Annotated in this window: 12 protein-coding genes and 2 tRNA genes; 8 read left to right on the top strand and 6 right to left on the bottom strand. The window is 68.1% G+C overall.

Translation table 11 applies throughout. The features are described 5' to 3' along the window. The first annotated feature begins 143 nt into the window (after positions 1 to 143). The gene (locus AOZ49_RS02455) at positions 144 to 746 is read left to right on the top strand and encodes a helix-turn-helix domain-containing protein (RefSeq protein ID WP_054474220.1); all 603 of its coding nucleotides are present in this window, start codon (positions 144 to 146) and stop codon (positions 744 to 746) included. Between the two features lie 107 nt (positions 747 to 853). Then, positions 854 to 1081: a hypothetical protein gene (locus tag AOZ49_RS02460; RefSeq protein WP_006390337.1), complete on the top strand. Its 228-nt coding sequence runs from the start codon at positions 854 to 856 to the stop codon at positions 1079 to 1081. 6 nt (positions 1082 to 1087) lie between these two features. On the opposite strand, the gene AOZ49_RS02465 is transcribed toward AOZ49_RS02460, so the two are convergent. Then, positions 1088 to 1990 (bottom strand): LysR family transcriptional regulator, encoded by a 903-nt coding sequence (locus AOZ49_RS02465; RefSeq protein ID WP_054431490.1) that lies wholly within the window; start codon positions 1988 to 1990, stop codon positions 1088 to 1090. A gap of 125 nt (positions 1991 to 2115) precedes the next feature. On the opposite strand from AOZ49_RS02465, the gene AOZ49_RS02470 reads away from it, so the two are divergent. Continuing rightward, positions 2116 to 2712, top strand: coding sequence for a short chain dehydrogenase (locus tag AOZ49_RS02470; protein ID WP_054474221.1), 597 nt, complete (start codon positions 2116 to 2118; stop codon positions 2710 to 2712). Positions 2713 to 2743: 31 nt separating this feature from the next. Here AOZ49_RS02470 and AOZ49_RS02475 read toward each other — a convergent pair whose 3' ends face one another. Further along, entirely contained in the window at positions 2744 to 3211 is a 468-nt protein-coding gene (locus AOZ49_RS02475; RefSeq protein WP_054474222.1) for a GNAT family N-acetyltransferase, read from the bottom strand. A gap of 53 nt (positions 3212 to 3264) precedes the next feature. Between AOZ49_RS02475 and AOZ49_RS02480 the strand changes: the two genes are divergently transcribed. Further along, positions 3265 to 3471, top strand: a complete 207-nt coding sequence (locus AOZ49_RS02480) for a hypothetical protein (RefSeq protein ID WP_054431493.1) — start codon at positions 3265 to 3267, stop codon at positions 3469 to 3471. Between the two features lie 156 nt (positions 3472 to 3627). Here the strand turns inward: AOZ49_RS02480 and AOZ49_RS02485 are convergent. Beyond that, positions 3628 to 3704: transfer RNA gene (locus AOZ49_RS02485), tRNA-Arg, on the bottom strand. A gap of 145 nt (positions 3705 to 3849) precedes the next feature. Between AOZ49_RS02485 and AOZ49_RS02490 the strand changes: the two genes are divergently transcribed. Then, positions 3850 to 4101 (top strand): DUF3079 domain-containing protein, encoded by a 252-nt coding sequence (locus tag AOZ49_RS02490; RefSeq protein ID WP_054474223.1) that lies wholly within the window; start codon positions 3850 to 3852, stop codon positions 4099 to 4101. 202 nt (positions 4102 to 4303) lie between these two features. Here the strand turns inward: AOZ49_RS02490 and AOZ49_RS02495 are convergent. Continuing rightward, positions 4304 to 4380, bottom strand: a tRNA-Arg gene (locus AOZ49_RS02495). Between the two features lie 216 nt (positions 4381 to 4596). On the opposite strand from AOZ49_RS02495, the gene AOZ49_RS02500 reads away from it, so the two are divergent. Then, on the top strand, positions 4597 to 5280 hold the full coding sequence (locus AOZ49_RS02500) for an ATP-binding cassette domain-containing protein (RefSeq protein WP_054474224.1): 684 nt from the start codon (positions 4597 to 4599) through the stop codon (positions 5278 to 5280). Between the two features lie 13 nt (positions 5281 to 5293). Here the strand turns inward: AOZ49_RS02500 and AOZ49_RS02505 are convergent, their stop codons facing one another. After that, entirely contained in the window at positions 5294 to 5914 is a 621-nt protein-coding gene (locus tag AOZ49_RS02505) for a TetR/AcrR family transcriptional regulator (protein WP_054474225.1), read from the bottom strand. A gap of 200 nt (positions 5915 to 6114) precedes the next feature. Here AOZ49_RS02505 and acpA point away from each other — a divergent pair, with 200 nt between their 5' ends. Beyond that, positions 6115 to 7854 (top strand): acid phosphatase, encoded by a 1740-nt coding sequence (gene acpA, locus AOZ49_RS02510; RefSeq protein ID WP_054431497.1) that lies wholly within the window; start codon positions 6115 to 6117, stop codon positions 7852 to 7854. A 157-nt stretch (positions 7855 to 8011) separates the two neighbouring features. Beyond that, positions 8012 to 9055, top strand: coding sequence for a tRNA 2-selenouridine(34) synthase MnmH (gene mnmH, locus AOZ49_RS02515; protein WP_054431498.1), 1044 nt, complete (start codon positions 8012 to 8014; stop codon positions 9053 to 9055). Between the two features lie 103 nt (positions 9056 to 9158). On the opposite strand, the gene AOZ49_RS02520 is transcribed toward mnmH, so the two are convergent. After that, the coding region (locus AOZ49_RS02520) for a hybrid sensor histidine kinase/response regulator (RefSeq protein WP_082380281.1) at positions 9159 to 12204 on the bottom strand (3046 nt) is incomplete at its 5' end.

A 12204-nucleotide genomic window follows, 5' to 3' on the forward strand; every position in this document is an offset into this window, starting at 1 on the left:
CCCAAAGCCGGCTGCCGCGTGAAGATTTGTGAAGATGTTTTGAGTGGATCGGGACTACCATGGACAAACGTCCGCGATGCAGGGGAAACCCCAAATTCCATCGCGCACGCAGAGGGATACAGTGGTAGCGAACCATTGCAGGCATGGAGATCATCATTCCGTTTTCCTGGAGACTTCCCGACGTGTTCGTGCGCTCGCCCGACGGTGTGCTACACCGCGTGGTGCGACACGCCACGACCACGGAAACCATTGCCAAACTCGAGAGCATTCCCAGCAACTACCACCTGGATTGCGAATGCATGCTCGACAATGGTGAAGCCCTGGCCTGGATCGGCGATAATCTGTACCGCCAGGTCAACGGTGGGATCATCTTCACCGCCGAACCCGGCGCCGCGCCGCCCACGGCCGAGGCACGCAAGCACGCCAAGGCCCGCAACACCGTGCGCGATGCCTGCCGTCCCGCTGCGGCGAGCGAATCGCATGCAGTGCAGCAAAACGTCGTACCATCAGCTGTAGCTAGACTAAAAACCGGCAACGATTGGAGCCTGATACGCGCCTGGCGCGAGCACCTGAACATCAGCACCGCTGACATGGCTGCCCGCCTGGGAGTGGATCACTCCATCTACATCGAGTTGGAAAGGCCGCGTCCGCGACCGCGCCAGATCATTCTGGACCGCATCTCGGCCGCGCTGGGTGTCACGCCCGACCAGCTCGATGATTCATCGTTAGGAGGGCATTTCCATTGACGCAGGCCGCATTGGCCTGACCGATGGAGATGTTCGAGCAACTTTGGCGCCGCGTAAGAATGGCCGCGCATGGGGAGGTACCTGAAATGCTCGGAACCGCAAGACGCTTGACTGACGTACTGGCCACGGCCCCCGACGGCACGTTGTATCGCATCGAACGCTTCGTGTCGGATCCCGACGCCTACTCCGCGCTCGGCACTTCCCGCTTCGACCCCAAGGCGCATTGCGTCTGCCGCACCAGCTCGGGCGAAAAAGTCGCCTGGCTCGGCGGCCAGGTCTACCAGCTCCTCAAGACCGGCCTGTGCCTGACGGCGGTGGACCGACGACGCGGCTGAAGCCGCTCAGCGCCGCCCGCCTTTCCCCGTGAACCGCGCCACGACGAACTCCACGAACGTCGTGAGCTTGGGCAACGCTTGCCTGTCCTTCGGGTACAGCAGCGAGACCGGCCGCGCGTCCGGCCAGTACGGCTGCAGGATCGGTGTCAGCTTGCCGGCGCGCACGTCGTCGGCAAGCAGCAGCTCGGGCTGCAGCACGATGCCGAAGCCGGCCAGCGCCGCCTGCCTGAGCGCCTGGCCGTTGTTCGAGACGAAGCGGCTGGTCGGCGGATAGTCGGCCTGCGCGCCCTCGCCATCGGCCAGCCGCCAGCCGGTGCGGCGGCTCCAGTACGAGAAATCCAGGCACTGGTGCCGCGCCAGATCGGCCGGCGTCTCGGGCGTGCCGTGGCGCGCCAGGTAGGCCGGCGCGGCGCAAATGATCATCTGGTAGCGGCCGATGGCGCGCGCCACCAGGCCGGAATCGCGCGGCTCGCCGATGCGCACCGCCAGGTCGTAGCGCGACGCCACCAGATCCTCGACCGCATCGCTCAAGGCCAGCTCGACGCTGACGTCCGGATAACGATCCAGGTAGTCGGCGATCGCCGGCGCCAAGGCGAACGACCCGAACGACACCGTCGACGTGATCCGCAGATTGCCGCGCGGCGCCACCCGCAGCGCCTCGGCGCCCTGCTCCGCGTCGCGGATGTCGGCCAGGATCTCCTTGCAGCGCGCGTAGTACGCCTGGCCCGCCTCGGTCAGGCTCTGGCGCCGCGTGGTGCGGTTCATCAGCCGCAGTCCCAGCCGCGCCTCCAGGCCCTTGATGTGCTTGGCCGCCATGGCCGCGGACATCTCGTGGCGCGTGGCCGCCGCCGTCAGGCTGCCCAACTCGACCACCGCCACGAAGATCTCCATGCTGAGCAGACGATCCATGAATTACGCACCCTGGGTATGAAGTGTTCCAACCATTCCCGGATTTTTCCACAGGAATGGACATCGCAGAATGCCTTCATGCGCTGGCGTCCATGCCGCGCCCCACATCAAATCCAGGAGTTCCCATGAAAATCGCACTTATCGGCGCCAGCGGCACCATCGGCCGCGCCGTCGCCCACGAACTGGGCCAGCGCCACGAGATCATCGCCGTCGGCAAGACCCAGGGCCAGTACCAGGTCGACATCACGCGCAGCGACAGCATCCGCGGCCTGTTCGAACGCATCGGCAAGGTCGACGCCATCGTCTCCACCGCCGGCGCGCTGCACTTCGGCCCGTTGGCCGAGATGACCGCCGAACAGTTCAAGATCGGCCTGCACGACAAGCTGCTGGGCCAGGTCGACCTGGCGCTGATCGGCCAGCACTACCTGAACCAGGGCGGCTCGATCACGCTGACCAGCGGCATCGTCAGCGACGAGCCGATCCGCTTCGGCGCCAACGCCTCGGCCGTCAACTCGGCGATCGATGGTTTCGTGCGCGGCGCGGCGGTGGAACTGCAAGGCGCACGCATCAACTCGGTCAGCCCGACCGTGCTGCAGGAATCGTGGGAAGGCTACGGCCCCTACTTCCTGGGCTTCGAGGCCGCGCCCGCCCAACGCGTGGCGCTGGCCTACAGCCGCAGCGTCGAAGGCGCGCAGACCGGCCGCGTGTATCGCGTCTGGTAAGGCGCGCGCCCCATGGCCGGCAAGGCCGGCCCTACTCCGCCTGCGCCGCCAGATGGCGGTTGTAGGTGAGGAACACCTGATCCTGTTCCCAGCCCAGGGATTCGTACAGGGCCTGCGCCGGCAGGTTGGTCCTGGCGGTGGTCAGATCCATGCGGGCGTAGCCGCCGGCGCGGGCATGCGCCTCGGCCTGCCGCAGCAAGGCGCGGCCGGCGCCGCTCTTGCGCGCCCGCGGCGCCACGAACAGGTCGTACAGCACGTAGATGGGCGCGGCGATCACCGAGCAGAACGACGGATAGAGCTGGCAGAAACCCAGCGCGACGCCGTCGGCGTCCTCGGCCAGCAGGATCACCGACTCCTTGCGCGCCAACCGCGCCTGCACGAAGGCCAGCGCGGCCGCCGGATCGGCCGGCTGCGCGTAGAACTGGCGATAGGCGTCAAACAGCGGCGCAACGCGCGCGGCGTCGCCCTCGCAGGCAAGTCTGATCTCGATGCGGCTCATGGCGTCTGTGCAAATAAGCGAATGTACACTCAGCGCATCCTCGGGAGAACCGCATGCGCTACACCATGATGCTCGCCTGCGTGGCCGCCGCCACGCTCACCTCCGCCTGCACGTCGCGGCAGGCCTACGACACCGGCCAGGCCTGGCAACGCAATGAATGCGGCAGGATCACCGACATGCAGGAACGCCAGCGCTGCATGGGCTCGGCATCCACGTCCTACGACACCTATCAGCGCCAGCGGCAGGACATCCAGAAATAGGCCGTCGACGCCTGGCGTCGCCCCATCGCGGGGCAGGCCGACATATCGACATATCGATACATCGACCCGCCGACACATCGACACGCCGAAAACAACCGGCGCGCTGAAAATGAAAAAGCCCGGCGCGTGGCCGGGCTTTCTCTTTATCGAATGAGGTGGCGCGCCCGGCAGGATTCGAACCTACGACCCCCTGGTTCGTAGCCAGGTACTCTATCCAGCTGAGCTACGGGCGCGCTAAAGAGGCGTGTTTATAACATGGATTCGTGACGGTCCGCAAATCGAAGGCGGGCCCGATACATCCCACACGGCTTGCGCCAGATCAATCGCCGCGATCGCCCATGGCGTTACGCTGGATTCAGCGAGCATGGAGACATCGGCATGGCCAAGAAATTTCCCCTGCACCCCAAGCACCCCGAACGCATCTGCTGGGGCTGCGACCGTTACTGTTCCACCGACGAGCTGGCCTGTGGCAACGGCTCGGATCGCACCATGCATCCGGCCGAACTGCTGGGCGACGACTGGTACACCGTGGGCAACTGGGGGCTGGAAGAGGACGACATCGCCGCCGATGCCAAGCGCGAAACCGCCGCTCCGGCCACCGCGGATGCGAGCGCCAATGCCCTGCGCTGATCCCATCACCATGGAGTGAGCCCGATCACCGCGCAATCACCACGCCGCCAAAGAAAACCTGCGCAAAAAGCAAAAAGGCCTTCGATCCAGGATCAAAGGCCTTCTCATTTTCGCCGTGCATTTGATTGCGCCACCTACTGCATTATTGCCTGCATTTTTTACCGATTTTTCTTACCCATCAGATGATTCCATCCAAATGAGTTGGCGCGCCCGGCAGGATTCGAACCTACGACCCCCTGGTTCGTAGCCAGGTACTCTATCCAGCTGAGCTACGGGCGCGTTAAAAAGCAAGCCTTGAATCATAGCGTTGTTTCGCAAACCGTGCAAGTCGATTGCCGGGCATTGCTCAAGCCGTTTACTCGCTCAGCCTCACGGCGGCATCGGCGGCAAGGCCATCGGCAACCGCTCTCATTCTCATTGACTGGCGGTCAGTCATTATTTATAGTTCTCTCACCCCCGCACGCCGCCCGCGCGCCCACTGCCCCTCCCGCCATCATGATCGCTCCCTTTGCCTCGATTCCGGCCGCCACCGGCGAACGCGTCGCGCCGCTGCCGGCGGGTCCGTTGCGTCCCGGCCCCCTGCCCGCCGGCGCGCTCACGGTAGTGCTGGGGACCGCCGCCTCGGGCAAGACGCGCCTGCTGTCCCGCATCGCACGCGATCTGGCGGATGCGGATGTCGCCACCCGCGTCATCATGGTGGAGCGGCATGCCGCCGCGGTGCCGTCGTTGCGCGTCTTCGAAGCCCTGCTGCTGGCGCACAAGCAAGGCGACCGCTGGGCGGTGGGCACGCGGGAAATCCAGGCGGTCCGCGCCTGCCTGCGGCTGGTCGGGCTGGCGCAGGCCGCTGACGGGCTGGTGGAGCAACTCGATGCCGAGGCGCGCCAGCGCCTGCTGATCGCGCACGCCCTGATCCGCCAGCCCGACGCGCTGCTGATGGATGAGCCCGAGCGCAAGCTGGCGCCACGCCATCAGGCCGACATCGCGCTGCTGCTGCGGCGCATCGCCGCCGAACACGGGCTGCGCGCCGTCGTCGCCCTGGCGGACGCCGCCACCGCGTTGCAAGTGGCCGACAGATTGCTGCTGATGCGCGAGGGGCGCCTTGTGGCCACCGGATCGCCGGCGCAGTTGCGGGCCCTGGCCCGGGCCGGCGATATCGACGCGGCGTGGCTGCCGTCCTGAAAAACCGCGGCGGCTACACGGCCACGCCGAGCATGCGCAGATAGGCGTCGGCAATGCCGCGCGCGAAATCGGTGGCGTCCGGCAGCTTCGACAGGATCGCGTCGTCGGTGGCGCAGTGCACGCCGGCGTAGATCAACAGCGACATCATGCGCGGATTGTCCACGCGCCAGGCGCCGGCCTCGGCCCCGGCCTGCAGGATGCCGTGCAGCTGCCTGACCACGTCGTTGCCGGTGTGCCCTTCGCGCGCGTGATGATGCTGGTGCGTGAACACGATGTCGTGCACCCGGTAGGTGCGCAGATAGGTCGCGACGTTGGCATGCACCCATGCGCGCAGCTTCCCGATCCAGTCATCCGCCCCGCAAGCCGCGATCGCGCCTTCCAGTTGCGCGACGAATTCGCGCACGTAGCGCTCGGCCAGCGCCTGCAGCATTTCGTGCTTGGACGGGAAGTAGACGTAGAACGTGCCCTTGGCCACGCCCGCCGCTTCGGTGATCTCGCTGATGGTGGTGGCGTCGACCCCTTTTTCCAGGAACAGCGCCTGCGCCGCGCCCATCAATTCATCCAGGCGGACCTCGGGCGGCTTGGTGCGAGGCGACGCCTGGCGCGCGGATTCACCTGCGGAACGGTCGGTCATTGCTTTCACTCGGATTTCAGCCATGGCACAAGTCTAAGGGAATTTTGCGGGAGTCTCCCTGGCGTACAGCTTGCCGACAGCCGATGGTCACATTGATACAACGTCGCAAACCTAGGCTACTCGCCGTGAATGCCGGCTGTCATCCGGCAACCCTCGTGGCGCCATGACAGGGCGCCACCCTCTCCGCAAGGTCTACAACCATGTCTGAAAAAGAAAAGAGCGCGAACGCGCAGGCTGCCGCGACGTCGACGGCTGCCGATCACGCTGACGCCGATACTCCCGTCCGCGCCACCCGCCGGGGGTTCCTGACCGGCATCGCCGCGCTCGGCGCCAGCGCCGCCGCCATGGGCGCGCTGGCCGGCTGTTCCAATGGCGACAGCGACGATGACGACAACACCCCCGCCCCCGCTCCCGCGCCCGACCTGACGACGCAACTGCGCAAGAACGTCAAGACGCTGGTCGTGATCTTCGCGGAAAACCGCAGCTTCAACAACCTGTTCTCCAACTTCCCCGGCGTCGAAAAGCCGCTGTCCGCGCTGACCGCCGCCGACTACACCCAGAAGGACCGCGACGGCACGACGCTGTCGGTGCTGCCGCCGGTGTGGGGCGGCATGGTGCCGACCTCGCAGCAGGCCAACCACGTCACCTACCAGGTCGCCGAGAACGCGCCCTACATGAACAACCTGCCCAACGCGCCGTTCGACCTGCGCGGCCCGCAAGGCGAGCCGCTGCCGCAAGGCGTGGTCACGCGCGACCTGTGGCACGTGTTCTACCAGAACCAGATGCAGATCAACGGCGGCAAGAACGACCGCTTCGTCGCCTGGGCCGACTCCGGCGCGCTGGTCATGGGCCGCTACAGCGACTCCGCCTACAACCTGCGCCTGTGGAAGCTGGCCCAGGAATTCGTGCTGTGCGACAACTTCTTCCAGGGCGCGTTCGGCGGTTCGTTCCTGAACCACCAATACCTGGTCGCCGGCCGTCCGCCGTTCTATCCGGACCTGGCCAACGCCTCGATCAACGTGCGCGGCCAGATCGCCCAGCTGCAGAGCGCCGATCCGACCGACCCCAACCTGCAACCCAAGCCGACCTCGCCGGCCAGCGCGCTCACCGGCGCGCCGCAGTTCGGCGCCAGCGCCCTGACGCCGGACGGCTACGGCGTGAACACCATGGGCCCTCCGTACTGGCCCGCGTTCTCGCGCGATGCCGCCAACCCCACCCAGGCCGATCCGACCTCGGTGTTCATGCTGCCGCAGACGCACAACAACATCGGCGACCTGATGACCGCCAAGGGCCTGGACTGGGCCTGGTACGCGGGCGGCTGGCAGGCGGCGATCGACTCGACCGCCAGCACCGGCTTCCCCTCGTCGCCCAACTTCCAGGCGCACCACCAGCCCTTCAACTACTTCCAGAGCACCGGTCCCGGCACCGCCGCGCGCACCGCGCACCTGCGTGACGGCGGCCTCGGCGATCTGTCGTCGACCAACAAGTTCCTGGCCGATGCCGAAGCCGGCAAGCTGCCCCCGCTGACGTTCTACAAGCCGCAGGGCAATCTGAACATGCACGCGGGCTACGCCGACGTCGATTCCGGCGACCGCCACATCGCCCACATCGTCGACAGCCTGCGCAAGAGCTCGCAGTGGGACAACATGGTGGTCGTGATCACCGTGGACGAGAACGGCGGCTGGTGGGACCACGTGGCGCCGCCCAAGGGCGACCGCTGGGGCCCCGGCACGCGCATTCCCGCGCTGGTGGTGTCGCCCTTCGCCAAGAAGGGCACTGTCGACCACACCATCTACGACACCGGCTCGATCCTGCGCCTGGCCACCCGCCTGTTCGACCTGCCGACGCTCGACGGCCTGAAGGCGCGCGACGACGCCATGACCGCGCGCGGCCAGAAGCCGATGGGTGACCTGACCAACGCGCTGACCTTCAGCGCCTGATCGCCGCCGCCGACGGCGGCCGCGTTCTCCGAGGGCCGGCCGGGCAGGGATGCCCGGCCGGCCCTCGGCCCTTCCGACAGTCCCGGAAGCGCGCCCGGCGCCGCCGCGACCCGCCGCCATGCGAAAATCCGCCATCCCCTTTCTGGATGGCTCCGTCTTGAAACACCTGCTGGCCGGCCTGGACCGGCTCGATGACTTCGACGACATCATCGACGTGCGCACGCCGCTCGAATATGCCGATGACCACATCCCCGGCGCCCTGAACGCGCCGGTGTTCAGCAATGAGGAACGCGCCCGGGTCGGCACGCTGTACCGCCAGGCGCCGTTCGAGGCCACCCGCCTGGGCGCCGCCCTGGCCGCGCGCAACATCGCCAACCATCTCGACACCACCTTCGCCGGCCGTCCGCAAAGCTGGCGCCCGCTGGTGTATTGCTGGCGCGGCGGCAAGCGCTCGGGCTCCATGACGGTGATGTTCAACATGATCGGCTGGCGCGCGCGCCAGCTCGACGGCGGCTACAAGACCTATCGCCGCGCCACCCTCGAGGCCCTGGACGCCCTGCCCGCCGGGCTGCGCTTCGTGGTGCTGACCGGCCCCACCGGCAGCGGCAAGACGCGGCTGCTGCACGCGCTGGCGCAGGCCGGCGCGCAGACGCTCGACCTGGAAGCGCTGGCGGCGCACCGCGGCTCGCTGCTGGGCGCCCGGCCGGGCGTGCCGCAACCGACGCAGAAGGGCTTCGACACGCAACTGGCGGCGCGGCTGCGCGCGCTGGACGCGGCCCGGCCCGTGTTCGTCGAGGCCGAGAGCCGCAAGATCGGCGCGGTGGCGCTGCCCGACACGCTGCTGGCCGCCCTGCACCAGGGCGCCTGCATTGCCGTCAGCGCCAGCCGCGAAGACCGCGCGCAGTTCCTGCAGCAGGACTACGCGCAACTGTTCGACGATCCGGCCGGCTTCAAGTCGCAGCTGCAACGCCTGGTCGGGCTGCACAGCCGCGACACCGTCGGCGGCTGGCTGCGGCTGGTCGACGAAGGCCGCCGCACCGAACTGGCGCGCGAGCTCATCGACCGCCACTACGACCCGGCCTACGCCCGCAGCAGCCAGGCGCACTTCACCCGCCTGCCGCAGGCGCTGCCGGTGGTGTTCCGCCCCAACGACAATGACGTCGTGGCGCAGGCGCGCGCCCTGCTGGACGCGCTGGGCTGAGCGCGACGGCGGCACGATACCCCCCTTTTCCGCGCCTCATTTCGGCGTCTCATTTCGGCGTCTCTTTGCAGCGCCCCTCTTTGCCACCCCTTGCCGCTTGCCGCTACAGCGCCGCCAGCACCGCGCGCAGCGCGCCGGCCAGCGCCGTCACCTGCCCGCGCGCAGGATCGGTCAGCCGTTTTCCGACGCCCAGCCGCGCCTCCGCCGCCTCGGCCTGCTGGTACAGCGCCATCGCCTGGACCGCGCCGAACCCGCCGCGCATCCGGTGCAGCACCGCCTTCAGGTCGCGCAAGTTGCCGGCGGCCAGCGCCCGCTCCAGCCGCGCCAGGTCTTCATTCATGGTCTGCAGGAAGACCTCGCGATACTTGCCGACGAGCGGCGGCGCGCCAGCGGCGGACGCGGCGGCGATGGATGCCTTCGCGGCTTCAGATGCGGACGGCGGCGGCGCCGCGACAGCAGGCCCGCCGCGCTGCGCGCGCAGCTCGCTCCACAGCAGGCTCAGCTTGAGCGGCTTGACCAGCCAGCTGCTCATGCCGGCGGCCTTGCAGCGCGCTTCCTCGTCCTTCAGCGCGTTGGCCGTGACCCCGATGATGGGCACCGTCACGCCCTGCGCCCGCAACGCGCTGGCCAGCTCGTAGCCATTCATGCGCGGCATGTTGACGTCGGTCAGCACCGCGTCGAACGGCCCGATGTTCCATTGCGCCAGCGCCTCGGCCCCGTCCGGCGCGAGCGTCACCGCGCACCCCAGCTGCTGCAGCTGGTCGCACATCGTCACCTGGTTGATCGGGTTGTCCTCGGCCACCAGGATCCGCAGGTTCAACGGCGCGTAGTGCTGCGTGGCGGCTTCGCTGGCGGCGGTGGCGGCATCGCCGCTGGCCCAGCGCTCCAGCGCGAAACCAATGCTGTTCAGGTAGTGCCGGTCGGCGCGATGCAACGCCGTGCCGGCGTCGTCATGGCCGCCCGCCGACACCACCGGCCCGTTCCAATCGGTGGGCGCCGCCGCGTCTCCGGCGATATGCACATCCAGCAGCACGTCTTCGCGCGCATCCTCCTGTGGCAGGCTGGCCGGCGCCACGCTCGCCTGCGCGCCCCAGTGCACCAGCCATTCGCACAGGTTCACGCTCAGCTCCCGGCGCGCGCTGCGCACGTAGACACACAGCCCATGCAGCCGCGGCGACGGCCCGGGCGGCGGCTCGGCCCGGTCCAGCTCGATGGCGACCGAGAAACTGCTGCCCAGCCCCGGTTCGCTGGTCACGTGGATGGACGTTCCCATCAAGGCGGCCAACCGCGCGCAGATCGACAGGCCGATGCCCGCGCCGCGCACCAGGTGCGAGCCGCCATCGATCTGGTAGAACGGCTCGAACAGGCAGGCCTGGTCTTCCTCGCGGATGCCGACGCCGCTGTCGACCACCTGGAAATGCAGGCGCGTGCGCGCCGTGCCCGGGCTTTCGGCCCGCAGCCGCACCACCACATGGCCGGAGTCGGTGAACTTGATGGCGTTGTTGACCAGGTTGTTGAGGATCTGCCGGATGCGGCCGCCATCGCCCATCACCCAGGCCGGCGTCGCCGTGTCGATATTGCCGTAGATCACCAGCCCCTTGCGCTCGGCCATCCCGGCGTACGAGGCGACGCAGTTCTGCACCAGCTCGCGCGGATCGAAACCCTCGCGCTGCAACGCCAGCTGTCCCGACTCGATCTTGGTGATGTCGAGGATGTCGCTGATGAGCTGCTGCAGGATCACCGACGAATCCTGGATGCGGTCGACGTGGCGGCGCTGGGCCGCGTTCAGTGACGTCAGCGACAGCACTTCCAGCGTGCCCAGCACGCCATACAGGGGCGTGCGGATTTCATGGCTCATGGTGGCCAGGAAGGTCGATTTGGCCTCGTTGGCGCGGTCGGCCTGCTGCTTGGCCTGCGCCAGCGTCTGCTCCATTTCGGCCCGCGCGCTGATGTCGGCGAAGGCGCACAGCACCACGTCCTGCTTCTTGTAGCGGGTCGGCGCGAACGCGACGAACAGCGTGCGCCCGTCATGCGTGCGGAAGGTCTCGATGGTGCCCGGGCCCGACGCGCCCAGCACCTGGCGCAGCAGCTTGTTGGTCTCGGCCGAATCGCGCAGCTGCTCGCCCACGCCGATGCCCAGCCACTGCGCCGCCAGCGCGTTGCCGAACACGATGCGCCCCTCCAGCCGCGACAGCACGCACAGCGCCACCGGCGCCGTGTCGAGCACGGTGCGGTTGAACTCCTCGCTTTCGACCATGTCGAGATGGGCGACCTCGGCCGGATGGATGACGCGCCGGTTGTACCAGAGCAGGTAGCCGCTGCCAGCGGCCAGCCCCAGGCCGAGCATCAGCAGGACCACGATCGGCAGCCACATGTTGGCGCGAAAGAAGCCGCCATATCCCAGCTGGTAGTAACCGGTCCACTGGCTGTTCTTGTCGGCGATGCGCAGCAGCAGGCCGTCGCGGCCGAAATGGAAGCCCTGCGCGATCACCGGCGGCGCGCCCTCGCCCAGCAGCACCTCGCCGCCCTGGCGCACCAGCCAGAAGCGGTCGAACAACGGCATGTTCCGCACCCGCTCGGAGATGCTGACGCGGCCGCGGCTCAACAGCGACACCGCGTAGACATTGCGCCGCGTGGCGGGCTCGGCGCCGCGCGCGTTCAGGGGCAGCATCACCGGCAGAATGCCGACCATCGCGTCCGGCAGATGCTTGTCGCGCACCCACAGGACGCTGGGGCCCTTGCTGCCCGAGCGGTCCTCGGGGTCGGCCGCGCCCCCCGCCCGCTGCACCGCATCCACCACCGCCAGGAAGGTCTGGCGGGTGAGCGGCTCGTAGCCGGACATGGTGGCGATCGCGGGCACGCTCATGCTGAGCTGCTGGCTCGGGGAAATGACGAACAGCGGCGCCGCCGGATACACCGCCGCGGCCCAGCGGGTGGCATAGAAGTCCGACAGGTAATCGCCGATGCCATTGAACACGCCGCCGGCCACCGGGCAGGCGTCCGGGCTCTGGCACAACAGCGAAAACGGCATCGCCGCGAGCGCGTGCTGGCCGTCGTAGAACGCCCAGGAGCCGCGCTCGAAACCCGAGGTCTCGCTGACCCGCGTCGGCGCCACCAGCCGCCGCCCGTCGGGATTGAGGCCTTGCACA

It is taken from the genome of Achromobacter sp. 2789STDY5608615 (assembly GCF_001298995.1).
Lineage (GTDB): Bacteria > Pseudomonadota > Gammaproteobacteria > Burkholderiales > Burkholderiaceae_B > Achromobacter > Achromobacter insuavis.

Excerpts from the sequence above, each read along its gene's own strand:
- acpA (WP_054431497.1), top strand. The coding sequence starts at position 6,115 with ATGTCTGAAAAAGAAAAGAGCGCGAACGCGCAGGCTGCCGCGACGTCG.
- AOZ49_RS02480 (WP_054431493.1), top strand. The coding sequence starts at position 3,265 with ATGCGCTACACCATGATGCTCGCCTGCGTGGCCGCCGCCACGCTCACC.
- AOZ49_RS02490 (WP_054474223.1), top strand. The coding sequence starts at position 3,850 with ATGGCCAAGAAATTTCCCCTGCACCCCAAGCACCCCGAACGCATCTGC.
- AOZ49_RS02505 (WP_054474225.1), bottom strand. The coding sequence starts at position 5,914 with ATGACCGACCGTTCCGCAGGTGAATCCGCGCGCCAGGCGTCGCCTCGC.
- AOZ49_RS02475 (WP_054474222.1), bottom strand. The coding sequence starts at position 3,211 with ATGAGCCGCATCGAGATCAGACTTGCCTGCGAGGGCGACGCCGCGCGC.
- AOZ49_RS02500 (WP_054474224.1), top strand. The coding sequence starts at position 4,597 with ATGATCGCTCCCTTTGCCTCGATTCCGGCCGCCACCGGCGAACGCGTC.
- AOZ49_RS02455 (WP_054474220.1), top strand. The coding sequence starts at position 144 with ATGGAGATCATCATTCCGTTTTCCTGGAGACTTCCCGACGTGTTCGTG.
- AOZ49_RS02465 (WP_054431490.1), bottom strand. The coding sequence starts at position 1,990 with ATGGATCGTCTGCTCAGCATGGAGATCTTCGTGGCGGTGGTCGAGTTG.
- AOZ49_RS02470 (WP_054474221.1), top strand. The coding sequence starts at position 2,116 with ATGAAAATCGCACTTATCGGCGCCAGCGGCACCATCGGCCGCGCCGTC.